Here is a 22,805-nt window from a genome sequence, read left to right as displayed (position 1 = left end):
GGATCACGACGAGATCCTCCGAATGCGCACAGTCGTTGCCGGCACGCGAATGTCACCCTCCTCCCTCACCCACGCGCGCGGACAGACCGAAGGACATGGTCCTCCAGGAACGTACGCAGATCCACGTCCACGTTCTCGTGGCTCACCCGGGTGTTCTCGGTGACCACCACGACGACGTCCGCCGCGGGCAGCAGGTAGATGTACTGGCCTCCGTACCCCCAGGCGAACGGCACGGTGCGGCCGCCGATCCGACGGACCCACCATCCGTGCGCGTATGAGTACCCGTCACCGGCGCGGACAACCGGCCGCATCGACTGCGTGACCGTCTCCCGGGGAACAACCTGTCGGCCCTGCCACCGCCCTTGGTTCAGGTAGAGCAGCCCGAACTTCGCCAGCTCCCGTGGCGTCAGGTAGAGGTTGTAACCACCCGAGTAGACCCCCTGCGGGTCCCGTCCCCAGTGCTCGGCCGTGATTCCGAGCGGATCGAACAGATAACGCCGGGCAAACTCGCAGGTGTTGAGGCCACTGGCCCGCTGGAGCACTGCGGAGAGCAGGTGCGTGTTCCCCGTGCTGTAGGTGAACGCAGTGCCGGGCTCGTGCGCGAGGTCCCGGTCGACGATCGCCTTCACCCAGTCGCGCTGCTTCTCGACCGTGTACTCGGTCTCGTCCTCCTGCCACTCCCACCCGGCGGTCATGGTCAGCAGGTGCCGGAGCGTCATCCGCCGCTCGGCGGCCGGGGCGTCGGCGAAGTACTCCGGCAGGTACCGGTGCACGGGGTCGTCGATGCTGCCGATGAAGCCCTGCCGCACAGCAATCCCGATCAGTGCCTGGAGCATGCTCTTGGACGCCGAGTGGACGTTGTTGCTGTGGTTCCGGCGGCTGCCGTGGAAGTACCGCTCGGCCACCAGTCGGCCGTGCCGCACCACCAGCGCGCTGAACACCGACCGCTCCCGGCCGAGTTGGCGCAACCCGGCCTCCAGCACCGCCGGGTCCATTCCGACCGACTGCGGGGAGCCGACCGTCCAACCGTGGCCGGGACGGGGATCGATGCGGGTGCGGTTGGTCTCGTAGAACGTGCCGTTGTCCTCCGGCGTCTGCCAGATCCGGTCGCAGTCCACGCCGGACCCGGTGGTCGCAGTGCGGGCGGTCGACGGGCCCAGGACGGGCTGGGCGAGGACGAGCGCGGCGCCGAGCAGGAGGGCACGGGGCCGCAGGCAGCGCGTCATGGCGGTCTGCTTTCTCCCGAGATGAACTGCACGGAGGCCGGAGCCCGGGTGGCAGCGTGTCGCGGCGTCCGGCTGCCGGACGAAGGGACCTGCCGCCCCAGCGTAGGCCCTTCTCGCTGCGGATTCGGGTGCGTTCGCGGCGTTGGGCGGCGAGGAGGCCGGGGTGGCGGGCGTTGGTGTTGCGCCGATGCAGGTGGGAGTGCAGGGCCCGGGTGGTGTGGTTGTGGTGGTTGAAGCCGGCGATGGTGAACGGCGAAGCCAGGTCAGCATGAGCGTGGAGCGGTGTCACCGCGGCTCCTGCAGCGCACGCGAGATGAGGCTCCGGAAGGAACGGGACAAACACCGCGAGCAGCCATGACTGACCGCTCTCCGGAATGTCCGCTACGGACATGGCCGAGAAGGCCCTCTTGGCCACCTGCCGGACCACTTCCACACTGATCGGAAGATCACGAATGAGGGGAGGCTTGACGGCTGTGAAGACGAGGCGCCTCAGCAAGGCTGCGCGACGCCGCGAAGCCAGGCAGCGCATCAGTTTCGCGGCGGCCGTCGTGGCGGCGGTCCTGTGCGTGCTGTGGCAGTCACCCTGGCTCCTGATCACCATCCTGTGCGTCACCGCGCTCGCCGGCCTGGGATGGGTCCTGTGGAGAGCACACCTACGGGAGCGGACGGGCGACCGCGCCTGGCGCGAGCAGAACCGGCGCATGGAACTCGAACGCTCCATGGCCACCATCGACGCCATGAGCTGGCAAGACTTCGAGCACTACGTCGCCGAACTGTGCCGCCGCGACGGATGCACCAACGTCACCGTCACCGGAGGCTCGGGCGATCTCGGAGCAGACGTCGTCGGCACACTTCCCGACGGCCGGCACCTGGTGGCCCAGGTCAAGCACTACGCACCCCACCGGTACGTCCCCAGCGGGGACATGCAGAAGTTCGTCGGCACAGCGAAACTCGAACACAAAGCGGATGTGGCGCTGTTCGTCGCCACCTGCCCGTTCGGGAAGGCCGCCCGAGACCTCGCTGTGCGGCACGACATCAACGCCATCAACCGCGACCTGTTCGGCGCCTGGAACAGCGGCGCACCCCTGGAATCCTTGCTCCCACTCAACGGAGCCGGTGACGGGCCGCGCCGAAAGCCGAACACCACCCGCAAGCCGGAGGCGGACACCGCATAGAACTGCCCAAGTGGCGGTGCACACCTGACCACACCGCTACCGGGGACCCCAATCCTGCGTGAACGCGCCTACGGGGTCAGGCGGTTCGGACCGCGGAACAAGAACGTGGCCTCACGGATCGAGTCCAGCCCGAGCATCACCATCATCACCCGGCCCAGCCCCATGCCCAGAACGCCGTGCGGTGGGCAGCCGTAGCGGAAGGCGTTCAGATAGTCCTGCAGCGGCTCGGTGCTCATGCCCTTCTCGGCGGCCTGCTCGACCAGCACTTCGTAGCGGTGCTCGCGCTGCGCGCCGGTGCTGATCTCCAGGCCCTTCCAGAGAAGGTCGAAGCTCAGCGTCAGGTCCGGCCTGTCCGCGGGGCGCATGTGGTAGAAGGGCCGGATGCTCGTCGGATAGTGCGTGATGAACACGAACTCGTGGCCCGTCTGCTCCTTGATGTGCGCCGCAACGCCACGTTCGCCCTCGGGGTCCAGGTCCTCCTTCACCCCCTCCGGGTCCCAGCCCTTGCCGCGCAAGATCTCTTGAGCCTCGGCCATGGTGATGCGCGGAAACGGCATCCGAGGTACGGCCACCTCCACACCGAACACCTCGCGGATCGCGTCAGCGTGCTGCACGGCGACTTTGGCCAGGCCATGAGCGAGCATGTACTCCTCGAAGCGCATGACGTCCTCGGCGTCCGTGATCCACGCGAGCTCCACGTCCACGCCGGTGAACTCCGTCGCGTGCCGGGACGTGAACGACCGCTCCGCGCGGAAGACAGGTCCGATTTCGAAGACCTTGTCGATGCCGGCCGCGATCGCCATCTGTTTGAAGAACTGCGGCGACTGCGCCAGGTAGGCGGGGCGGTCGAAGTAGCCGAGCTCGAATACCTCAGCGCCGGACTCCGAAGCGGTGCCCATGAGCTTGGGGGTGTGCATCTCTGTGCAGCCCTGGCTGTAGGCGTACTCGCGCATGCCCTGCTCGAAGGTGGTCTGCGCCGCGAACAGCAACTGTGCCTGGGGGCGGATCCGTACGTCGAGGAACCTCCAGTCCAGACGGTGCTCGAGGCCGGTCTGCTCGTCGATCGGGAGTGGTGTCTCGGCCCGGTTCAGGACCTCGACGGTTTCAGGGACAAGCTCCAGGCCACCGAGCTTCACGATCGCGTTGTCGACCACCCGCCCGGTGATGCGGACCGCGGACTCGGCGGTCACACTTTCCAGGGCGGCCTCGGTTTCGTCACCCTCGCCGCCACGGCGATGGGTGACCTGCACCCTGCCAGTGTGATCGCGTACGACCACGAACTGCATTGTGGCCTGCAGCCGGAGCGTGTTCACCCAGCCGGAGACAGAAACCGTCTCACCGGCGTGTTGTCTCAGGTCAGAGACCAATACGCGCCTAGTCGTGTGGATCATCGCAGCCCTCCAAGGGGCGTCGTCATGATCCCTTGGGAGCGTGGGCGAGAAGGGTACTCGCGGTGCCACCACGCCTTTGCCACCGCCAGCCGGCGGCAGCCTCGTTCATGCCCGATAACGGGGGCCGGCCGGCGGGGCATTGGGCCACAGAGGCCGTTCCTCCCCGCGCTCCGGAGGGTCTTCACCAAAGGACGCGAGACCGCCTTCACAGCTGTCGGCAGCTCTCTCTACTCGCGTGATCCCGTAGCTACTTGTCTCCTTCGACGCGTTGCGATCCAGGATAGAAGGGTGCCAAATGCCGCTGCAACGAGTAATCAGATGTCGGCGCGGCATGGCCGATCGACGTACGGGATCGGCGACGTCCCCGCGCACGGGCGCCGGAGTGGTCAGCGCTGGACAGTCGAGCGAACCCAGTGCGCCACGAGGCACTCTGTTGGTATCCCCGGCTCAGCCGGGAGGCACTCGGAACGGCCGCTGTCACAGGCTCAGCAGCAGGTCCCGGACCGCGGCGGGCCGGGACAGGAACGGGTGGTGGCCGGCGTCGAGTTCGACGACACTGCCGGCCCGGCGGGCGAACTCGCGCTGCAGGCGGGGCGGGGTGCCCCGGTCCTGGGCGCAGACTACGTACGTCGAGGGCACCTGCTGCCATGCGGCCGCCCCGACCGGCTGCCCGGTCACCTGCACGCTCTGCCGGGCGAGGTGGTCCGCCGCCTGCGCCTGGACCTCGGGGTCGCAGTCCTGCAGGAATGTGTCCACGAGCAGCTCGGGGCGAACCCCGAACGTGCCGGCGTCGGGGTCGACGTCGAGGAACGAGGCGGGGCTCCCGTCCCCGAACTCCGACAGGCTCTGCCCGACCTCGGGCAGGTAACTGGAGACCAGCACCAGGTGGCGTACCGACCCGACGCCCGCGGCGGCTTCCGCGGTGACGATGCCGCCGTAGCTGTGGGCGACCACAACGGTCGGCTCGTCAGTGTCCAGCAGCGCCTTCCGTACCGCCGCGACGTCCTCGGACAGCCCCGGACCGCCGGCGCCGCCGGGCACGCCCGCCTCACCGCAACTCGGCAGCGCCGGGGCCACGCTCAGTACCTCTCGTTCCCGCAGCAGTTCGGCGGTGCGGTGCCACCACCACGACCCGTCCCGCACGCACGCCCCATGCACGAACACGACCCTCATCGCTGCCTCCACGTCCGCCTCGACTGGCTCGACCGCCTTTCGATCAACGGTAGACGTAGTCGCCGTTACGCGAAAAAATGGCGGCATGGGCAGACGACCGCAGCCACACATCAAGGACAGGCTGCTCGACGCCTGCACCGATTACGCCCTCGCACACGGCCTCCCCGACCGGCTCGAGCCGCTGGTCACCGCCACCGGCACCTCGGCCCGAATGCTGATCTATCACTTCGGCACCCGCGACGCCCTGTTGCGGGCCGTCCTCGCGCACGCGCGCCAACGCCAGCTCGACGCATTCGGCGACCTCCTGCGGGCGCGACCCGACGAGCACTACACCGCCACCCTGGATCGCGCCTGGACCTCGATCACCGGCGCGGACGGGCGGCCGTACCTGCAGATGTTCGGTCAGCTGCGCGAGAGCGCAGGGCAACAGCTGTGGCCGGACTTTCGGCGCGCCGGCACGACCGACTGGCTCGGGCCGCTCGAGGACGGCCTGCGCAGCATCGGCCGGCCCGAGCTGGCAACGCTCGTCCTCGCCGTCATCCGTGGTCTCCTCATGGACCTCGACGCCACCGCCGACACCACCCGCACCACCCGGGCCTTCCACGACTTCCTCGCCGCAGTCGAGCACCTGCCCAGCGACAACGACTCAACCTCCTACCGCTCCCAGGAACTCCCCAGCAGCAACACGACCAGCACCGACACAGCGCGGAGCACGTCAATGCCCTCACGCAAACCCTGAAGCGTCATCAGAACCCGCAGACATCACCGACCTGACCTCCGGAGCCACCAATGCCTCCGCAAGGATCACCTCCTTACGGGTATCGCACCCGTCGGTTGCATTCAGGCCCTTGTTCCAGTGCTTGAACTGCCAAAGGTTGTGGCCGGTCCGCAGCTCTCCCGCGCAGGCTCGAACCAGGGCTTCCACGCCTCCGAGCTGTGAGGCTCGCTGCCTGCAGGCACGAGCCTCACCACTCACGTGGTAGGGCCAGAACCCGATGAGGTCTCCATCAGTCGTCATGAAGGGCGACGGTCAGCCGCCCTGGCCGGCGCTTCCGACCGGGCCGACCTTCACCGGGGAGCCGGAGCCGTCCGTGACGGGCAGCGTGCCGGCGCCCGGCCAGGCGAGGGTGACCGTCTTCGTCTCGTTCGGCGGGGTCACCAGCAGCCCCGTGATGCGGACGCCGGAGCCGCCCGACTTGTTGAGCGGGTAGTCGATTCCGAAGTACACCGACTGCCCGCTCTTGAGGAGGACCGAGCTGCCCTTCTCGCCGGTGCGCTTCGCGGACAGCGACCCCGCGCTGGTCTTCAGGTCGACGCCCGCGTATCCGCTCACCGCACAGGCGCGGCCGCCGGCGTTCTTCAGCTGCACCGCGACGGTGCCGTCGGGGTCGCCTGTGATGGTGCTGTCGGTCGCCGTGATCTTCAGATCGTCGGTGCGGCAGTTGCCGACCTTGCTGCTCGCGTCGGAGCCCGTCCCGCCGGCCGTGCTCTGCCCGCCGGAGCTCTTCCCGCCGGTGGAGTCCTGCCCTGCGGAGTCCGTCCCGCCGCCCTGAGTGCTGCCCGTGGTCGACGAGCCGGACGGGGTGGCCGCGGTGGCCGACGAAGGGCTTTGCGTGGCGCCGGCGTCGGCGTCCGCGTCCTGACACGCCGTCATCAGCATGGCGCCGCCGACGAGGACTGCGGAGACGAGAAAAGCCTTGCGACGGTTGCCGGACATGAAAGACCCCTTGGTATCGAGTGGTTGAGCCGAATCGGTAACGGCTCCTCGGTGGTTGTTCGATCACTAGGAGGGAGCTGTGAACCGAGGGGATACCGGAGTGGTCGTTCCACGACACCGCTGTCGCAGACCGGTGACATCGTCACGATGTAAAGGAACGTGGAGCTTTCACTGCGCGCCCGCGTGCGAGCCGGCGATCCGGATGCGTGTCGCTGACCACACCGCACAGGACCAAACGCTCAGTCAGATCGCGTTGTGCCGTACGACGTTCACGTCCAACGTTTCAAACAAGCGGTCATACGAGGTAGATGCCGGGGCCGACTTCCCGAGAGGAGGTGCGTATCCGGTCAGCGACGCCGGGGTGCCAGAGGGTGCCGGATGACCAGAGTGCATGGATCGGAGTTAGCCGATTGGGGTCGATGCCTGTGAGGTCGGCAGCGGTCAGGTCAAGAACAATCGTGGCGAGTACGGCCGCAAGCGACTGACAAATTTCCCCCATGCGGGATGCGGTGCTCTCCCCCGAGCTGTCACGCACCACCATGGAGGCCCCGGACCAGGGCCCAACCTTCTGCAGCACCCTGGAGATGTGGGCGAGCTCTCTGGCGACGGTCCTGAGACCACCATCATCGAGAGCATCGCGGACATGGACACTGACGTAGTTGCCAAGCCGGTTGTGCCGTCGGGCGTGCCCACATGGTCCTATGTAGAGGCGTCGGCTGATACGACGCAATTGGCGAGCAACTGTCTTCACCAGGTGGCGAGCTTCGTCAGCCCGCCTACCACTGCGGTAGGTCCGCGAGTCCCCCAGCACTTCTACGAGGTGGTGCATGTCCCCCCTGGCTGATGCGAAGTCGCATGCGAGTGACGCGGGATGACGACGTGCCAGGACGATCGTCATCGACCTCATGGGTTGGACCTCCTGTTTCCAAGGGCGGATTCCCGGTCGGTATGTCTAACCCGCCGGTCCTGGGACCCCTCCCGAGGAGGTACGCGGCCGCCCACGCGGCCCCGACGCTCAACGCCGCCCTACGACGCCGAATACAACACCGACCAAGATCGATCGCAGGTCGGCTCGTTAAGGTCGGAGGCATGACGACATCCCTTGCCGGCAGTGCCTTCGACTCGCTCCGCCTCGACGCCGTGCCGGACCGGGAGGCGCTGCGCCGGGCCTACGCGCTCCCCAGCGACGCGGCGGTGCGCAAGCAGATGACCGAACTCACCGAGCAGACACGGCAGTTGATCGGCTGCTCGTCGCTGGTTCTGGTCGCCAGCGCGGACGCCGAGGGCAACTGCGACGTCTCGCCGCGCGGCGGCCCCGCCGGGTTCGTCGCCGTCCTGGACGCCCGGACGGTGGCGATACCGGACGCGACCGGCAACAAGCGGCTGGACACTCTGCAGAACGTCATCGCCACCGGGCGGGCCGGGCTCCTGTTCGTCATCCCCGGGCGGACCACCACCCTGCGGGTGAACGGCCGGGCTGTCGTCTCCACCCGCCCGGAGCTGCTGTCGCAGCTGACCGCCGTGGGCAAGCCGCCGGCCAGTGCGCTGGTGCTGGGGATCGAGGAGGTCTACCCGCACTGCCCCAAGTCGCTGCTGCGCAGCGGGGCCTGGAAGCCGGAGCAGTGGCTGCCGGCGGACGCCCAGCCGACCTCGGCCGAGGTGACGCTGGCCCAGCTGCGGATGCCGGATCTGACGAACGCCGACATCGAGCAGGCGGAGGCGGACTCGCTGAAGTACCGGTACGAGTAAGGGGCCGACCTGCGAGTGAGCCACCAGCCGGCCGAATCCCCGGGCCGGCTCAGTTCGAAGTCCCCAGTGCCCGTCGTCGCGTGCGACTCGACAGCCGCGCCGGGCGGCGCGTTTCTCCAGCGCGGCCTGGAGGTGACCGTAGAGGGGGTTGGTCACCTTGCGGGCCAGTACGCCGATGGTGTGCGTGGGCTGGGCCACCAGGCCCTGCGCCATGCGTTGTTGGCGTATCCGAGCGGCTGGGCGACCTCGGCGACCCGGCGGCCGGTGTCCTCGTTGACCCCGCCCTGGTCCAGCAGTGCCCTCGACATCGCCGACTTCGACACCCCCCGTCTCACGCGCGATGTCGATGATCGTCGGCGTCTTGGGCTGCCTTCTCTCGGTCACGCGGCACGTGTCACACCGGCGTGGGCTTCGGCTTTCGGGGGCTTCCCAGGATGAGGTGGCCGATCCCTTCCTTGATCAGGATCTCCGTCCCGAACGGCTCCGACAGCCGCTGCAGCCGCCGCAGGATCCGCTCGGCGGCGGCCGGTTCGGCCAGGCGTGGGATGCCCCGGTCGGCGTCGCGGGGGCCGGCCCAGTGGAGTTCGATCGGGTGCAGTTCTACGGCGGTCAGGGTGCCGTCGCCGGCATGGCGGCTGACGGCGACGACGGACTCGTACCAGATCTGCTCGCCGAAGACACCGTGGACGCGTTTGCGTTCCAGGAACTCGGCCTCCGTTTCGCCCGGGAGGGTGGGGTCCTTGTCGTAGGCGCCGCGGGTGAGCGGCTGCTGGGTGTTCTCCATGAAGAAGAAGTTGCCGAGGGAGTAGAAGATCGGGCGGCCCCGGTGGATCTCGATGCCGCGGAGCTGGTGCGGGCCGTGGCTGATGAAGGCGTCGGCGCCGCTGTCGATGGCCTCGCGGGCGATGAGAGGGAGGAAGTCGGGGGGTTCCTGGCTGTAGTTGCCGGGCTCATGGGTGTGCATCGTCGCGATGGCGAAGTCGGAGGTCTGCTTGGCCTGCCGTATCGCGTGCAGCACCTCGTGGCGGTCCTGCTCGTGGACGGAGAAGCGGAACTCGACGGCGTCGGTGTGGGGTTCGGGGCCGGGCTTGGCGGCGTACTTCGTGCCGAAGAGGGTCACCGTGCCGTCGCGGCGGTCGGCTTCGAGGGCTGAGGCGCGTACCGAGCCGGGGGGCAACGCGTCGCGAATCAGTATGAGTTCGCTCAGGCGGTGGGTGGGGACGCAGACGTGCTTGGTGGTGCGCAGGGCGTTGACGCCGGGGCGGCCCGGGACGCGGCCCAGGGCGTCGGCCGCGCGGGACATCGCCTCGAAGCGGGTGGCCACCGAGACGAGGGAGACGCGGCCGGACGGGGTGGTGAGGAACCGGGGGGCTCTCGCGTCGGCGAGAGTGGCGCCGGTGCCGGCGTGCACGATGCCCGCCTGCGTGAGCAGGTGGTCCGTGCTGCGCATGCCCGCCACGCCCCAGTCGGTGGTGTGGTTGTTGGCCCGCGCCACCATGTCGAAGCCCATCCTGCGGAGATCCGCGGGCACTTGGGGCGTACTGATCAGCCAGGAGCCTCCGGACTCCGCCTCCGGCCAGCCGCCGAACGTACCCGGGTCGACGGCCGTGCTCTCGAAGTTCCCGAAGGTCACGTCGGCCGAGCGGAGGAGTTCCAGCAGGCCGGGGGAACGGGCTTCGAGCAGTGGGGTGAGGGCGTCGTCGAGGACCAGGTCGCCCACGGCGGTGAGGGTGAAGCCGTCGGGGACGCGCGCGTCACGCCAGGAGGGGGTGAGCGTTCCGTCAGTCATCCGGGAGGTCCTTCCGGCCGAGTACAGGCAGGGTGAGCCACGAACGGCCGCCCACATACACGCGGTTGGTCGCCACGACCTTTCGCCGGTCGCCGACCTCCGGCCCGCCGGTGTTGGCATTGACGTCGAAGCGGGGGAAGTTGCTGGAGCTGACGTCGAGCCGCACCCGGTGCCCGGCCAGGAACAGGTTCGCCGTGTCCGGCGCCTCGACGGTGATCTCGTAGACCTCTCCCGGGGTCATCAGCTCGGGGTCGCTGAAGGAGTCGCGGTAGCGGCAGCGCAGGATGCCGTCGGTGAGGTTCATCGCGAAGCCCTGTGGACAGTCCTCGCTCGGTGGGTGGACGTCGATGAGCTTGACGGTGAAGTCGGTGTCGACGGCGGTGGACGACACGGCCAGGTGGACGGTGATGGGTCCGGCTGTCGCCAAGTCCTCGGTGAGCGGGGGTGTTTGGAAGACCAGTACGTCCGGTCTGCTGTCCAAGGGGAGATGGGGTTCGGACGTGCCGAAGAACCGCTCGTCGGGGTGCTGGTGGAACGCGCCGCCGCTCATCACCGGTTCGCCGGAGGTGACTTGGCCGCCGAGGGTCGGTACGGGGTCGCGGGGGTCGAAGTCGTACTCCAGGAAGGGGGCGTCGGCCGCAGCCTCGAACGGCGGCTTCGTCGTTGCCAGTTCGGTGAGGGCTCCGGTCCGGCCCAGTTCGAAGGTGAGGCTCTTGCTCTCTTCCGGCGGCCAGGTGGTCGCTGTTCGCCAGTGGCCGCCGTGGTCGAGGCGGCCCTCGGCGGTTCGTCTGCCCGAGCCGCCGCCCATGAGGAAGTACCGCACCAGGGGCGGCGGTTCGGCCATCCCCTCCGGGGCGAGATGCGCGTCGAACCACCGCAGCCGCATGGCCGCGTAGTGCTCGTCGAGGTTGCCCTCCAGCCGGGCGTGCGGGCCGAAGTCGACATCGCCGGCGAAGGTCTCGCTGCGCTTGCCGTGGGTCCACGGGCCGAGCACCAGATAGGCGGGGCTTTGCTTCTTGCGGCCCAGTTCGCGGAAGTTCTCCGTGGCGGTGCGGACGTAGGGGTCGTACCAGCTGGACATGTGCAGGCTAGGGACGTCCGGGAAGTCGTCGTAGAAGCCGCGGGCGTAGATGCCGGGCTGTTGCCAGTACGGCCCGAACGCGCCGTTCTCCCACTGCTCGAGGAGGTAGTCCTCGTACTCCGGGACGAAGCGCAGTGGGCTGGCCCCGCGGCGCCACGGCATCCGGGTGAACCAGGCGCTCAGGTCCTCCGAGTCCAGGGCCGCGCGCAGTGCCGGGTCGGAGCGGACCGTCTCGCTCACTTTGGCGCGGTGGAACGCCCAGGTCGCCTGCTTGAGTTCGAACGCGCCGCCCATCCGGGTGCCGGCCTCGTAGGCGCTGGCGAAGCCGCCGGAGTCGAGGAACATGGCGGCCAGATGGGGTGCGCCGAGGGAGGCGAGGGCTGCCTGGGCGTGCGCGGAGTAGGAGACGCCCATGGTCGCCACCCGGCCGTCGCACCAGGGTTGTTGGGCGATCCACTCGACGGTGTCGTAGCCGTCGGTCGCTTCGTTCAGGTACTTCACGAAGGTGCCCTCGGAGTCGCCGCGGCCCCGGCAGTCCTGGCGGACGATCCGGTAGCCGCCGCGTGTGAACACCTCGGCGACGGTCTCGGGGGCGGGCGGGTTCTCGGCGCCGAGAGCGCCGTCGGAACCCCGGGCGTCCCGGCGCCCGTACGGTGTGCGCTCCAGGATGACCGGGCCGGCGCCCGGGTCGGGGCGGTCGGCGTAGAGGTCGGCGATGAGCAGGACGCCGTCTCTGGCCCGTGTCCGCAGGACGAGGCGCCAGCAGGTCCGGCCGCCCCCGAGCGGCACTCGCTGCCACTCGGTCTCCCGCTCGATTTCGGTCACCGGCATTACTTGGCCCCCGGGAACTGAGCGGCCAACGCGGGCCAGGCCTTGATGAGTTCGGGCTCCGGCTCGGTGTCGAAGTACTTGCGGTAGAGCTTGGCGTAGGTGCCGTCCTCGACCATGGCGGCGATCTGTTCGTCGAGCGCCTTGAGGAGGGCGGTGTGACCCTTCGGAACCGCCATCGAGGTCGGGTGGTCCACTGGCGCGGACACCGCCACGCGCAGGCCCTTGTACTGCTTCATGAACTCCTTCGCGTCCGGGCCGCCGACCAGGAAGGCGTCGATGCTGCCGTTGAGCAGTTGGCTCACCGCCGTGTTCTGGGTCTGGAAGCGGACCGGGTCCCCCTTGGGGATCAGCGTGGGCAGCTGCGCTTCCTGCGAGGAGCCGGTCACGACGCCGACCTTCTTGCCGGTGAAGCCGTCGAAGTCGGAGATCTTGCCCGATGTGCCCGTCTTGGTCGTCAGGACGGTCACCGTGCTCCAGAACAGCGGCTTGGTGAAGCTGACGCTCTTCTCGCGCTCCGCGGTCACGCCGAGCCCGGAGGATGCCAGGTCGAACTGACCGGCGGTCAGGCCCGCCAGCGCTCCGGTGACCGACGTGGACTTGTAGTCGACCTTGAGCTTCAGGCGTTTCGCGGCTTGATCGGTGACATCGACGATGAACCCGACCGGCTTGCCCGAGTCGTCACCGTACGCGAAGGGCGGCTGGCCGGTCTGGGTGGCGGAGGTGATGGTGCCGGCCTGGATCAGGCCGTAGGGATTGTCGTCCGACGCCTTGCCGGTGGTACCGCTGCCGCAGCCCGCGAGGACGAGACCGGACAGGGAGAGGGCAATGGCTGTGAACGAGCGGCGGGATCTGCGGACGGAACGGGAGGAAAGGGGTGCGTTGGGCATGTCGAACTCCCTGAAAGAGGCGATGAGTTGGGGGCGGGCTCAGAGCACGCGGGCGAGGAACTCGCGCAGTCGTGCCGTTTTGGGGTGCTCCAGCGTCGCGCGGGCCGGGCCCGATTCCGCGATGACGCCCTCGTCCATGAAGATCACCCGGTCGGCGACCTCGCGGGCGAAGCCGATCTCGTGGGTGACGGCGATCATCGTCATGCCGGAGGTGGCGAGCAGCCGCATGACGTCGAGTACGTCCTTGACGAGCTCGGGGTCCAGGGCGGACGTGGCCTCGTCGAAGAGCATGACCTCGGGTTCCATGGCCAACGCCCGTGCGATCGCCACGCGTTGCTGCTGGCCGCCGGAGAGCCGGCTGGGCCGGGAGTGGGCCAGCCCGGCGAGGCCGAGGCGCTCCAGCTGGGACATGGCGATCTCGTCGGCGGCGGCCGCGTTCATCCTGCGGACCTTGCGCAGTGCCACGGTGGTGTTGCGCAGGACGCTGAGGTGCGGGAACAGGTTGAAGTGCTGGAAGACCATGCCGACGCGGGTGCGGATCGCGTCCACGTCCACGCGGGGGCCGGTGATCGGGGTGCCGCTCAGCCGGATCTCGCCCGATGTCGGCTCTTCCAGGAGGTTCATGCACTTCAGCAGGGTGGACTTCCCGGAGCCGGAGCGGCCGATGACGCACACGGTCTCGCCGGGCGCGACATCGAGGTCGATCCCGCGCAGGACTTCCACGCCGCCATAGCTCTTGTGCAGGTCGCGCGTGCTCACCGCGGGGACGGCGGCCTTCGCCGTGTCGCCGGTTCGGGGGTTGCTGTCGGACAGGGTTCCTGACATCGCTCAGACCTCCAACGCCGGTGAGACGGACGGGGTGGCCGCAGCGGGGGCCGCCTTGCCGCTGCCGCCGGGCTTTCGCCCACCGGTCCGCATCCGCAGATCCAGGCGGTTCACCAGAAAGGTCAGCGGCACCGTCAGCAGGAGATAACAGATGCCGGCGGCGACCAGCGCGGACGAGTTGTACGTCGCCGCCTGCCGCTCCTGCGCGATGAAGTAGAGCTCTCGCTGCCCCATGCCGAGTCCGAGCAGATACACCAGCGAGCTCTCCTTGATGTCGATGATGAACTGGCCGGCCAGCGCGGGCAGTACGTTCCGCACGCCCTGGGGGACGACGATGACCCGCATCGCGGTCAGATAGGACATGCCGAGACTGCGCGCCGCGCTCAACTGCCCGGAGGGGACTGCCTGGATGCCCGAGCGGAAGATCTCCGCCAGGTAGGCCGCCGAGATGAGGCCGATGGCGAGCACCGCGTACCCGAGCGGTTCCCGGCCGAAGGGCCGTATCCCCGCCGCGGGCAGGCCCAGACCCACCAGGCTGACGGTCACGATCGCGGGCAGCCCGCGGAAGGTGTCGACGTAGACGCGGGCCGGCAGGCGTACCAGCCTGCGATGCGACAGCAGCAGCATCGCGAGCAGTACGCCGAGGACGGAACCGAAGACGATCGCCAGGCCGGCGATCAGCAGGGTGTTGCGCAAGCCTTCGGTCAGCAGGACGGGGAAGGCCTTGAGTAGTTCAGCTGGGTTGAAGAACGTCTGCAGAAACAGATGCATCGGCCGGAGCCTCTCGCTGCTCGGAGCGGAATTGGCCGCAGCCTAGGTCCGCCCGCCGGCTGTACCGCCGATGCTTACCGCCGGCGCGGTAAGCATCGGCGGTACGCTGCGGCGCATGGCCGTCGTCATCAACCTGCAGGGTGTCGTCCCGGCCGACGTGGCCGTCGGCCTGTCGCCGCTGGCCGAGCTGATGGCGTGCCTGCACTCGATCGCCGAGCCCGAGCACCACCTCGACGTACGCCCGTGGCTGGAACGCGTACGGGGCGCGCTGTCGCCGGAGTCCGTGAGCCTGCTGGCCGTCTACGCGCCGCTGTGGAACCGGCGGCGGTGCCGGCTGATGATGCCACTGGAGCCGCCCCTCGGCCGGACGCTGGAGCAGGAGCTGGCCCGCCTGGAGGCGCTGCCCCTGGACGACTTCGTCCTGGCCGCCGCCCCCACCGTGCACGGCGGCGTCTTCGACACCCGGAACCTGCTCACCGACCAGACCGTCCGCGACGCCTACGTCGTCTCCAGCGAACGCCGCTCCTTCAGCCGCGGCGAGCTGGCCCGCAGCCTGCTCCACACCCCGGAGCGGATGCGCGCGGGACTGCTGGAACTGCTGCGGCGGTGCGCCACCGAGTTCTTCGACGCCGAATGGGCACGCGTGCAGCACCGGCTGGAGAGCGAATGCACCCGCGTACGCGCCCGCGTGCAGGCGCTGCCCCTCCCCGAGGCACTGGCCTCGCTCAGCCCGAACGCCGTCGTCGGCCAGAACCCGCCGTCCGTCGCCTACGACAAGCTGCAGTCACTCAGAGCCGAGCCGCGTGGCCGCCGCTGTCTGCTCGTACCGTCCGCGCACACCCGACCGCATCTGATCGTCAAGGACGATCCGCCCTACCCGGTCGTCGTCCACTTCCCCGTCGAGAACACCGACCAGGTCGAGCGCGCCACGCTGGCTCAGATGCGGCTCCGCCTGGCCACGCTGTCCGATCCCGCGCGCCTCGGCCTCTGTCGGCACCTGGTGAACGAACCCATCACCACCTCGGACCTGGCCGTACGGACGGGGATGACCGTGCCGCAGGTATCCCGGCACCTCGGGCGGCTGCGCGAGGCCGGCCTGCTGACCTCCCGCAGGGACGGCCGGCTGATCTACCACCGGCTCGACACCGACTGCCTCATGCACCTGGGCGTCGATGTGCTGACCGCGATCATCCGCTGAGCCGTCGCTCCCCTGTCGTACGACATCACCCCCGTGACGCCGAGCAGTGGCCCACGTCATGGCGATCACTTGCCCCCATCAGGTCCACTGTTCCGCCAGACGGTGACGCGGCCGGACGCGGGACCCGCTGTGCGGCGCGACCCGGGAATGCCCCGTGTGCCGTTCACGACGGATCGTGCGCGGATCCAGGTCTCCCCTCGCATGGCCGCGCCGTGACCGTGCTTGCCCGTCCCCTCCCAGGAGGCCGCCATGAGCCCACCTGACAGCCGTACCGCGGAGGTGCGGGCCACCGAGCCCGACGAGGGCGGTCGTGGCTCCCGGCTCCTCGACCTGGTCGAGCGCGCGGGGAACGCGCTGCCGCACCCGTTCTGGCTGTTCTGGATCCTGTGCGGGGTCCTCGCTCTCGTCAGCTGGGCGCTGAACGCCTCCGGCCTGCATGTCGAGGACCCCTCCTCGGGTGCCGTGGTCGGCGTCCGCAGCGCTCTGTCGGGGGACGCCGTACGGGATCTGATCACCGGCGCCCAGGGCTCCTTCGTCACCTTCGGCCCGCTCGGCACCGTGCTGACGGTGATGCTCGGCGTCGCGGTCGCCGAGCGGTCCGGACTCTTCGAAGCGCTGGCCCGCCGGATGCTGTCGGGCCTGTCCCCGCGCACGGTCGTCCTGGGCGTGGCGCTGGGCGGCGTGCTGGGCAAGTTCCTGTCCGACTCCGCGTACGTGGTCCTCATCCCGCTCGGCGCGGTGGCCTTCCGCGCCGTGGGCCGCTCCCCCATGCTCGGCATGATCGTCGCGTTCGTCTCCATCAACGCCGCGGGGGACGCCAACCCGCTGATCGCCCCCGGTGACGCGCTGTACGCCTCCGTGGCCACCGCTGCCGCGCAGCTCGTCGACAGGGGCGTGGTGGTCCGTGCGACGGACAACATGTACTTCACCACCGTCTCGGCGTTCGTGCTGGCCGGCACCATCGCCCTGGTCGTGGACAAGATCCTCGCCAAGCGCGAGCACCACCTGATGCCCGACGCGGACCTGGAGGCCGCCGCGGCCCAGCGAGTGGTGGCCGCGGACGTCGACGACGCCACGGAACTGCGGGCCCTGAAGCTGACCGGCCTGGCCGTGCTCGGCTACGCCGCGCTGATCGTGCTCGCGATGCTGCCCACCTCGTCACCGCTGCGTGGCAAGGGGGGCTCGATCGTGGAGTCCACCTTCATGGACGCCATCGCCGTCTTCCTCACCGTCCTCTTCCTGCTCATGGGCGCCGTGTACGGGCGGGTCACCGGGCAGATCAGGGGGAGTCGCGCGATACCGGAGTTCATGGCGGAGGGAGTGCGCTCCATCGCCCCGCTGCTGGTGCTCTTCTTCGCCGTGTCCCAGTTCCTCGCCCTGTTCAAGTGGACCGGCATCGCCACGGTCGTCGCGGTCGAAGGCGCCCACTTCCTCAAGCAGTTGGGCGCGCCCACGCTGCTGCTGTTCACCCTGCTGCTCGTCGCGGTCGCGCTGATGAACCTCGTCATCACCTCCGGCTCCGCCCTGTGGGCCCTGGTCGCCCCAGCACTGGTGCCGATGCTCCTGCTGCTCGGCACGAGCCCGGCCACCACCATGGCGCTCTACCGCATCGCCGACTCCTGCACGAACTCCATCACCCCGATGAGCACCTCCTTCATGCTCTGCGTCGGCTACCTCCAGACCCTGCGCCGCACGGCCGGCATCGGCACCCTGGTCTCGTTCACCCTGCCCGTTGCCCTGATCACGCTGCTGGTGTGGACGGCGCTTTTCTTCGCCTGGTATTTGCTGGGCATCCCGCTCGGCCCGGGCGCGCCCGTGCGGTGACAGTCCGAGCGCCAGCCGTCCCACCAGCGTGATGGCAACTTCTGACTCGGCAACCCACAGAGGGCCACCCGACGACGTGCCGCGTGGCCAACGCGCTACCAACAGCGGCCAGTTCGCGGCGCCGTGGGGCCGGCAGCCATAGTGGAAGCCCTGGCAAGCTGTTGCGGACCGATCGGAGACCCTGTGGTGGCCGACGAGGAATTCACCCAGGCCCTGGAAACGGTCCTGCGCGACCTCCGTGCGCAGTGTGCCGTACGGCCACGGCTGCATGCGGACGCGGAGTTCGGACTCATGCTCTACGCACCCGACGGCAGCGGCGTGGGCCTGACCCCGCCTGGGGGCGTCACGCCTGCGGAACGTCTGGCGAACCTCGCGGATCAGGTCCAGGAGTGGGCGGTGGAGGCGCTGTGGTCCGAGGGCGCGCCGGCGGTCTGGCCGCACTGCCCGGCCCACCCGGACAGGCACCCGCTGACGGCGACGGTCGTTGCGGGGACGGCGACGTGGGTGTGCCCGAAGAGCGGAGCGACCGTGACGCGGATCGGCGCGCTGGAGAGCGACACTCGGTCGAGTTGACGTGAGGTCCGGCTGCTGTCGGACCCCGCGCCGGGCGCGGGAACCGTCGATCGGGTCGATCGGAGGTCACCCGTATCTCCCCGCTCAAGCACCTCGACCTCAACGTGCTCGGCCGCCGCAGCTTCACGCCGTCCGTCCCGCGCGAAGGACTGCGGCCCCTGCGCGACCCGGACGCGGTCGAGCTGGACGATGGTGACGATGGTGGCGAGGACGTGCAGTTGTCGTCGGCCCGCTGGTCGCGTCTTCAGCGCCCCCCGAGGTCGAGAGCCTGCCGAGCTCGATGTTGCTGTGCGCCTGCTGTTCGGCGGTCATCCGCGGGGTCAGGCCCGTCGGGCAGCAGCGGCGTGAACCAGCCCATCCGCCGAAACAGCTTCCGGATCCGCTCCTCCATGGCCTCGTCGAGCCAGTCGTACGGTTGCGCGCCGTCGACCAGCACCGCGCCCAGGGCGCGGTCCGGATTCCGGCCGGCCCAGTGCGCCCCCACGAACGCTCCGTAGGACCAGCCCACCGCCGGCGCCCGGTCGCGCGGGCAGTCACCCGCGCGTCTACACCTCGATGTGCGAGCCCATGATGACCGTCCGGTCTCGAGGCAGGCCGAAGTATTCGGCGGCGTCGGCCGTGATGTAGGACGTGGCGATGAACAGCCGCTTGCGCCAGGGCGCCATGGTCCGTGCCGTACCGCGCCGGAGCTCGATCTTCGACAGGAAGTAGGACGCCTGGTCGAGCCGGAGCTGTCCCTCGGTCGTGGCCGGGTCGAGCGTCGCGAGCGCGGAGGGCACGTCCGGTGTCTCCATGTAGCCGAACCGGGCGGTGACATGGATGATCCCGTCGTCGGCATAGCCGAGGGAATCCACGGTCATCCGCTCCTCGGCCGGGACTCGGGGCACGGGCTCGGTCTGGAGGGAGAGGATCACGACCTGCTCGTGGAGCACGTGGTTGTGCTCGACGTTGGCCCGCATGGCCAGAGGGGCAGTCTGTTTTCCGCGGTTGAGGAAGACGGCCGTGCCGGGCACGCGACGCGTCGCCGCTTCCCCGGTGCGCAACTGATCGATGAATTCCGGTAGCGGCCCCTCGTGCCGGTCTCGTTCCGTGGTGACGATGTCGCGGCCGCGCTGCCAGGTGGTCATGACGGTGAAGGCGGTGAGGCCGATCAGCAGCGGCAGCCACGCGCCGTGGACGAGCTTGGTCATGTTGGCCGCGACGAACAGCAGGTCCACGAAGAGCAGCAGACTCGCGCCGATGCCGACCAGCCACAGCGGCGTACCCCACTTCGCCCGGGCGACGTAGAAGAACAGCAGGGTGGTGATGGTGATCGTCCCGGTCACCGCCATACCGAACGCGAAGGCCAGCGCCGCGGAGGTGCGGAAGGCGAAGACCAGGGTGAGGACCGAGACCATCAGGAGCCAGTTGATCCACGGTACGTAGATCTGGCCGATGGTGGACTCGGAGGTGTGCGCGATCCGCAGTCGAGGCAGGTAGCCGAGCTGCGCCGCCTGGGAGGCGACCGAGTAGGCCCCGGTGATCACCGCTTGGGAGGCGATGACGGTGGCCGCCGTGGCCAGCACGACCATGGGCCATCGACCCCAGTCGGGCACCAGCAGGAAGAACGGGCTGCTGACGTTGGCCGGGTCGGCGAGAATCAGGGCGCCCTGGCCGAGGTAGCTGAGCATGCACGCGGGGAAGACGAGGATCAGCCAGGCGCGGGTGATCGATCTGCGGCCGAAGTGCCCCATGTCGGCGTACAGCGCCTCGGCGCCGGTGACCGCGAGGACGACCGCGGCCAGAGCGAAGAAGGCGGTGCCGAAGTGGCCGAACATGAAGTCCAGCGCGTAGGTCGGTGACAGCGCCTTGAGGATCTCCGGGTGGTCGGCGATACCGTCCACACCGCATGCGCCGATCGCCACGAACCAGGCGATCATCACCGGCCCGAACACCTTGCCCACCGCCGCGGTTCCTCTGCGCTGCACCAGGAACAGCACCACGATGATCACCGCCGTGATGGGTACGACCAGATCCTCCAGCGACGGCTCGACGACCTTGAGCCCCTCGACCGCGGACAGGACCGAGATGGCTGGGGTGATCATGCTGTCCCCGAAGAAGAGCGAGGCGCCGAAGATGCCGAGCGCCGACAGAACCACGGCGGCCCGCCGCCCTCGCTGCGAGCTCCACCGTCGCAGCAGCGTGATCAGGGCCATGATGCCGCCCTCGCCGTCGTTGTCCGCACGCATCGCCAGCAGGACGTAGGTGACCATCACGATGATCACCACCGACCAGAACACGAGGGACACCACGCCGTACACGTTCGCTGAGCCGACCGGGACGGGATGCGGGTCGTCCGGGTGGAACACGGTCTGCAGGGTGTAGATCGGGCTGGTCCCGATGTCGCCGAACACCACGCCGAGGGCACCGATCACCACGGCGAGGCGCACCGCGTCCCGCGCGCTCGACCCCTCGGTCGGCGCCGACCGCGATACGGAACCGTCATCCGGCCCGGTCACGTGCTGACGATCGGTCACGACAACCCTCCTCGCCCAAGGCCGTCGCGCCGCCGACCCGGCTCGACGTGCGGGACAAACCGATCCCATCACGCAAACATCAACAGAGTCAGTCGCACACTGTGTCAGGTTCCGGCTCTCGCCTGGCGAAAGACCGCTGGCACGGGGTCGACGTTGGGGGCCTGGAGCGTGCCACCATGACGGCGCCAGGCTGCCGGCGGGCCAGCCGTCCGGTGAGGGCGAGCAGGACACCATCGGTACGGAGCGGTCGATCAACATCGCCACTGTCCTCAGCAGGTTGTGGACGTCGGTGGCCCCGTTGAAACCGGCCGTCGCGCTGCTGCTGTTGCCGTTCGACGTGTGAGCGTACGGCAGCTCGGCCGGACCGTGCGGCCCAGGGTGTCCGAGCCCGGGCCACCGCTCGACCGTCAGCTGAGGCTTACGCCTGGAAGGGCCGACGCTTCAGCGGAACTCGGCAAAGCGTGGACGCAGTCCCAGCCAGGTGAGGGCGCCCGCGGCGAGCAACAGACCGCATGCCCACGGCAGCAGGCCGCTCACCGCCGACCGCCCCTCGCGCACCGATGACGTGAAGTGCGCCCGGTTGATGTCCGTGACCTTGTCCAGCGCGGCCATCCACGCCCCGAAGTGGGCATTGGACGTGCCGGCCTCCCAGCCCATGCAGAACTCGACGGCCTCCCGCTCCTTCCCGGCCGCGAGCAGGGTACGGATCTTCCGGTCGTCACGCTGGTAGACCGCGTACGTCTCGACCGTCTTCTCGGCAGCGGCACGCTCGCCGGCGAACGTGATGTTGTCGAGCTCGCGCCGGAACTCGCCGCTGAAGCGCAGGTCGTGACGGTCGGACTCGTATGCCTGCCAGGTCGTGGCGAGTCGGGAGTCGTACGAGGCGAGGGTCACGCCCTTGAGTCCGTACAGCTCCTGCGACTTGGCGAGGAACGAGTCCGCGTACCGGTCGCGGCGCTCGGGATCGAGGAGGTAGCGGCTCTCGTCGGCGTTGGCGTCGTACGCGATGGCGCGGGCCCGGGAGAGGGCGACGACGGAGTCGAAGGCGTCGCGCCGGGCGCCGCGCAGGTGCTCGGCGGAGGCCGACAGCATCTGCGCGCCGAGGATCACCGCGAGCACGGTGCAGACGGTGGCGGCCAGGACACCGGGGTTGAGGATCCGGTGAAAGCGGCGGGCCATGTACCACTGCAGAACGCCGAGCACGGCGAGCAGCAGCAGGCCGAGCGCGATGACGGCGGCGAGCTGGGCGGAGAGGGTGGAGTGGGCCGAGTTGTACTCGGCGTTGAAGGCGTCATTGTTGGACGACACCAACTTCCTTGCTTCCGGCAGGAGTTGGTTCTGCAGCAGATCCGTGGCCCTGCGGTAGTCGGCGAGCGCTGACGACTTGCCGCCCGCGCGGCCGTCGTTCTCCAATGCGCGGCCGATGAGCTCCTGGTACTCGGCAAAGCCGTCGGTGAGCGATTCCACGGTCTTCTCGTCGCCCCGGTCGCCCTGCGCCGCCACGGCGAGGGTGCGCAGATCGTGCCCGATCTCGCGCCGCGCGTCGCCGTAGAAACCGACGGCCTTGTCGTACGGCGTCGTCAGGCGCCCTTTGCCTCCGTCGCCGTTGGACAGCAGGATGTTGGCGGCCTGTGCGTCCATGTCGTTCAGGGCGAGGTCGAGGTCGGCGGCGCTGGTCGTGCGGGGCGCGTCGCGGCCCCCCACGGCACCCCACGTGCCCGTGGCGGCGAGGCCCGCCGTCAGGAAGAGCACGGCGAGGGCGGTGGCGAGCGAGACCGTGGCCGCACGCAGGAGGCGCAACCGCGCGGGCACGGTGGCCCAGTAGCGGCGGCGCAGAGCGGCCCGCGCGGCCACGGTCTCGTGCCGGAGACGGCGTCCCGGCCGCGGCTTCCCTCCCGGCAGCGGACCGGGACTCGTCCCGATGGGGACGACGGGTCCGCGCGGTGGCTGGGCGGCGGCCCTCACCGTCGCCTCAGCAGGACTCGCATTTCCGGCCGTGATGGTCACGAGCCCTCCAACGTCACAACACGGACGGTCGTCCGTCCCCCGTGGCGCTCAGTCTGCGACCGGAATCGGCCA

19 protein-coding genes and 1 pseudogene are annotated in these 22,805 nt (G+C 69.3%); 6 read left to right on the top strand and 14 right to left on the bottom strand.

Translation table 11 applies throughout. The features are described from left to right. Positions 1 to 65: 65 nt before the first annotated feature. Both OG303_RS47160 and OG303_RS47155 read right to left on the bottom strand, forming a co-directional pair. Positions 66 to 1,226 carry a serine hydrolase domain-containing protein gene (locus OG303_RS47160; protein WP_405876212.1) on the bottom strand — a complete coding sequence of 387 codons (1,161 nt, stop codon included), beginning with the start codon at positions 1,224 to 1,226 and terminating at the stop codon, positions 66 to 68. 88 nt (positions 1,227 to 1,314) lie between these two features. Then, positions 1,315 to 1,476: pseudogene (locus OG303_RS47155) on the bottom strand (IS630 family transposase); the annotation flags it as partial. 223 nt (positions 1,477 to 1,699) lie between these two features. Between OG303_RS47155 and OG303_RS47150 the strand changes: the two are divergent. After that, complete coding sequence (locus OG303_RS47150) at positions 1,700 to 2,401, top strand: restriction endonuclease (protein ID WP_405876211.1); 702 nt, start codon at positions 1,700 to 1,702, stop codon at positions 2,399 to 2,401. A 68-nt stretch (positions 2,402 to 2,469) separates the two neighbouring features. Here OG303_RS47150 and aspS read toward each other — a convergent pair whose 3' ends face one another. Next, the gene (gene aspS, locus OG303_RS47145; RefSeq protein WP_405876210.1) at positions 2,470 to 3,792 is read right to left on the bottom strand and encodes an aspartate--tRNA(Asn) ligase; all 1,323 of its coding nucleotides are present in this window, start codon (positions 3,790 to 3,792) and stop codon (positions 2,470 to 2,472) included. Positions 3,793 to 4,269: 477 nt separating this feature from the next. Next, positions 4,270 to 4,965: an alpha/beta fold hydrolase gene (locus tag OG303_RS47140; RefSeq protein ID WP_405876209.1), complete on the bottom strand. Its 696-nt coding sequence runs from the start codon at positions 4,963 to 4,965 to the stop codon at positions 4,270 to 4,272. Between the two features lie 85 nt (positions 4,966 to 5,050). Here OG303_RS47140 and OG303_RS47135 point away from each other — a divergent pair, with 85 nt between their 5' ends. Continuing rightward, positions 5,051 to 5,704 carry a TetR/AcrR family transcriptional regulator gene (locus OG303_RS47135; protein WP_405876208.1) on the top strand — a complete coding sequence of 218 codons (654 nt, stop codon included), beginning with the start codon at positions 5,051 to 5,053 and terminating at the stop codon, positions 5,702 to 5,704. Between the two features lie 291 nt (positions 5,705 to 5,995). Here OG303_RS47135 and OG303_RS47130 read toward each other — a convergent pair whose 3' ends face one another. Beyond that, positions 5,996 to 6,682: a DUF4232 domain-containing protein gene (locus OG303_RS47130; RefSeq protein ID WP_405876207.1), complete on the bottom strand. Its 687-nt coding sequence runs from the start codon at positions 6,680 to 6,682 to the stop codon at positions 5,996 to 5,998. 1,089 nt (positions 6,683 to 7,771) lie between these two features. Between OG303_RS47130 and OG303_RS47125 the strand changes: the two genes are divergently transcribed. Then, complete coding sequence (locus OG303_RS47125; RefSeq protein ID WP_405876206.1) at positions 7,772 to 8,431, top strand: MSMEG_1061 family FMN-dependent PPOX-type flavoprotein; 660 nt, start codon at positions 7,772 to 7,774, stop codon at positions 8,429 to 8,431. A 152-nt stretch (positions 8,432 to 8,583) separates the two neighbouring features. Here the strand turns inward: OG303_RS47125 and OG303_RS47120 are convergent, their stop codons facing one another. From OG303_RS47120 to OG303_RS47095, 6 genes are all read right to left on the bottom strand, one after another. Then, the gene (locus OG303_RS47120; RefSeq protein ID WP_405877822.1) at positions 8,584 to 8,754 is read right to left on the bottom strand and encodes a hypothetical protein; all 171 of its coding nucleotides are present in this window, start codon (positions 8,752 to 8,754) and stop codon (positions 8,584 to 8,586) included. A gap of 71 nt (positions 8,755 to 8,825) precedes the next feature. Further along, complete coding sequence (locus OG303_RS47115; protein WP_405876205.1) at positions 8,826 to 10,220, bottom strand: CapA family protein; 1,395 nt, start codon at positions 10,218 to 10,220, stop codon at positions 8,826 to 8,828. Further along, a complete protein-coding gene (locus tag OG303_RS47110) occupies positions 10,213 to 12,132 on the bottom strand; it encodes a CocE/NonD family hydrolase (RefSeq protein ID WP_405876204.1) in 1,920 nt (639 codons plus the stop codon). Before OG303_RS47110 ends, OG303_RS47115 begins: the two co-directional genes overlap by 8 nt. Beyond that, entirely contained in the window at positions 12,132 to 13,019 is an 888-nt protein-coding gene (locus OG303_RS47105) for a transporter substrate-binding domain-containing protein (protein WP_405876203.1), read from the bottom strand. Before OG303_RS47105 ends, OG303_RS47110 begins: the two co-directional genes overlap by 1 nt. Before the next feature lie 39 nt (positions 13,020 to 13,058). Next, entirely contained in the window at positions 13,059 to 13,844 is a 786-nt protein-coding gene (locus OG303_RS47100) for an amino acid ABC transporter ATP-binding protein (protein ID WP_405876202.1), read from the bottom strand. Between the two features lie 3 nt (positions 13,845 to 13,847). Continuing rightward, positions 13,848 to 14,615 carry an amino acid ABC transporter permease gene (locus OG303_RS47095; protein ID WP_405876201.1) on the bottom strand — a complete coding sequence of 256 codons (768 nt, stop codon included), beginning with the start codon at positions 14,613 to 14,615 and terminating at the stop codon, positions 13,848 to 13,850. Between the two features lie 115 nt (positions 14,616 to 14,730). Between OG303_RS47095 and OG303_RS47090 the strand changes: the two genes are divergently transcribed. The 3 genes from OG303_RS47090 (at position 14,731) to OG303_RS47080 (ending at position 18,210) form a co-directional block, all read left to right on the top strand. Further along, positions 14,731 to 15,813, top strand: coding sequence for a DUF5937 family protein (locus OG303_RS47090; RefSeq protein WP_405876200.1), 1,083 nt, complete (start codon positions 14,731 to 14,733; stop codon positions 15,811 to 15,813). A gap of 249 nt (positions 15,814 to 16,062) precedes the next feature. Continuing rightward, positions 16,063 to 17,637, top strand: coding sequence for an AbgT family transporter (locus tag OG303_RS47085; RefSeq protein ID WP_405876199.1), 1,575 nt, complete (start codon positions 16,063 to 16,065; stop codon positions 17,635 to 17,637). Between the two features lie 186 nt (positions 17,638 to 17,823). Continuing rightward, positions 17,824 to 18,210 (top strand): hypothetical protein, encoded by a 387-nt coding sequence (locus OG303_RS47080; RefSeq protein ID WP_405876198.1) that lies wholly within the window; start codon positions 17,824 to 17,826, stop codon positions 18,208 to 18,210. Between the two features lie 244 nt (positions 18,211 to 18,454). Here the strand turns inward: OG303_RS47080 and OG303_RS47075 are convergent, their stop codons facing one another. The 3 genes from OG303_RS47075 to OG303_RS47065 form a co-directional block, all read right to left on the bottom strand. Then, positions 18,455 to 18,694: a hypothetical protein gene (locus OG303_RS47075; RefSeq protein ID WP_405876197.1), complete on the bottom strand. Its 240-nt coding sequence runs from the start codon at positions 18,692 to 18,694 to the stop codon at positions 18,455 to 18,457. A gap of 61 nt (positions 18,695 to 18,755) precedes the next feature. Then, positions 18,756 to 20,726, bottom strand: coding sequence for a potassium transporter Kup (locus OG303_RS47070; RefSeq protein ID WP_405876196.1), 1,971 nt, complete (start codon positions 20,724 to 20,726; stop codon positions 18,756 to 18,758). 441 nt (positions 20,727 to 21,167) lie between these two features. After that, complete coding sequence (locus tag OG303_RS47065; RefSeq protein WP_405876195.1) at positions 21,168 to 22,733, bottom strand: hypothetical protein; 1,566 nt, start codon at positions 22,731 to 22,733, stop codon at positions 21,168 to 21,170. Between the last annotated feature and the right edge of the window lie 72 nt (positions 22,734 to 22,805).

Source organism: Streptomyces sp. NBC_00005, from assembly GCF_045160215.1.
GTDB lineage: Bacteria > Actinomycetota > Actinomycetes > Streptomycetales > Streptomycetaceae > Streptomyces.
Note: the sequence above shows the minus strand (reverse complement) of the source record. Positions and strands in the feature narration are given on the sequence as shown.

What these genes read in the sequence shown, in the direction of transcription:
- OG303_RS47095 (WP_405876201.1), bottom strand. Translation starts at nt 14,615, where the DNA reads ATGCATCTGTTTCTGCAGACGTTCTTCAACCCAGCTGAACTACTCAAG.
- OG303_RS47160 (WP_405876212.1), bottom strand. Translation starts at nt 1,226, where the DNA reads ATGACGCGCTGCCTGCGGCCCCGTGCCCTCCTGCTCGGCGCCGCGCTC.
- OG303_RS47100 (WP_405876202.1), bottom strand. Translation starts at nt 13,844, where the DNA reads ATGTCAGGAACCCTGTCCGACAGCAACCCCCGAACCGGCGACACGGCG.
- OG303_RS47090 (WP_405876200.1), top strand. Translation starts at nt 14,731, where the DNA reads ATGGCCGTCGTCATCAACCTGCAGGGTGTCGTCCCGGCCGACGTGGCC.
- OG303_RS47125 (WP_405876206.1), top strand. Translation starts at nt 7,772, where the DNA reads ATGACGACATCCCTTGCCGGCAGTGCCTTCGACTCGCTCCGCCTCGAC.
- OG303_RS47135 (WP_405876208.1), top strand. Translation starts at nt 5,051, where the DNA reads ATGGGCAGACGACCGCAGCCACACATCAAGGACAGGCTGCTCGACGCC.
- OG303_RS47085 (WP_405876199.1), top strand. Translation starts at nt 16,063, where the DNA reads ATGAGCCCACCTGACAGCCGTACCGCGGAGGTGCGGGCCACCGAGCCC.
- OG303_RS47130 (WP_405876207.1), bottom strand. Translation starts at nt 6,682, where the DNA reads ATGTCCGGCAACCGTCGCAAGGCTTTTCTCGTCTCCGCAGTCCTCGTC.
- OG303_RS47105 (WP_405876203.1), bottom strand. Translation starts at nt 13,019, where the DNA reads ATGCCCAACGCACCCCTTTCCTCCCGTTCCGTCCGCAGATCCCGCCGC.
- OG303_RS47140 (WP_405876209.1), bottom strand. Translation starts at nt 4,965, where the DNA reads ATGAGGGTCGTGTTCGTGCATGGGGCGTGCGTGCGGGACGGGTCGTGG.
- OG303_RS47110 (WP_405876204.1), bottom strand. Translation starts at nt 12,132, where the DNA reads ATGCCGGTGACCGAAATCGAGCGGGAGACCGAGTGGCAGCGAGTGCCG.
- aspS (WP_405876210.1), bottom strand. Translation starts at nt 3,792, where the DNA reads ATGATCCACACGACTAGGCGCGTATTGGTCTCTGACCTGAGACAACAC.
- OG303_RS47115 (WP_405876205.1), bottom strand. Translation starts at nt 10,220, where the DNA reads ATGACTGACGGAACGCTCACCCCCTCCTGGCGTGACGCGCGCGTCCCC.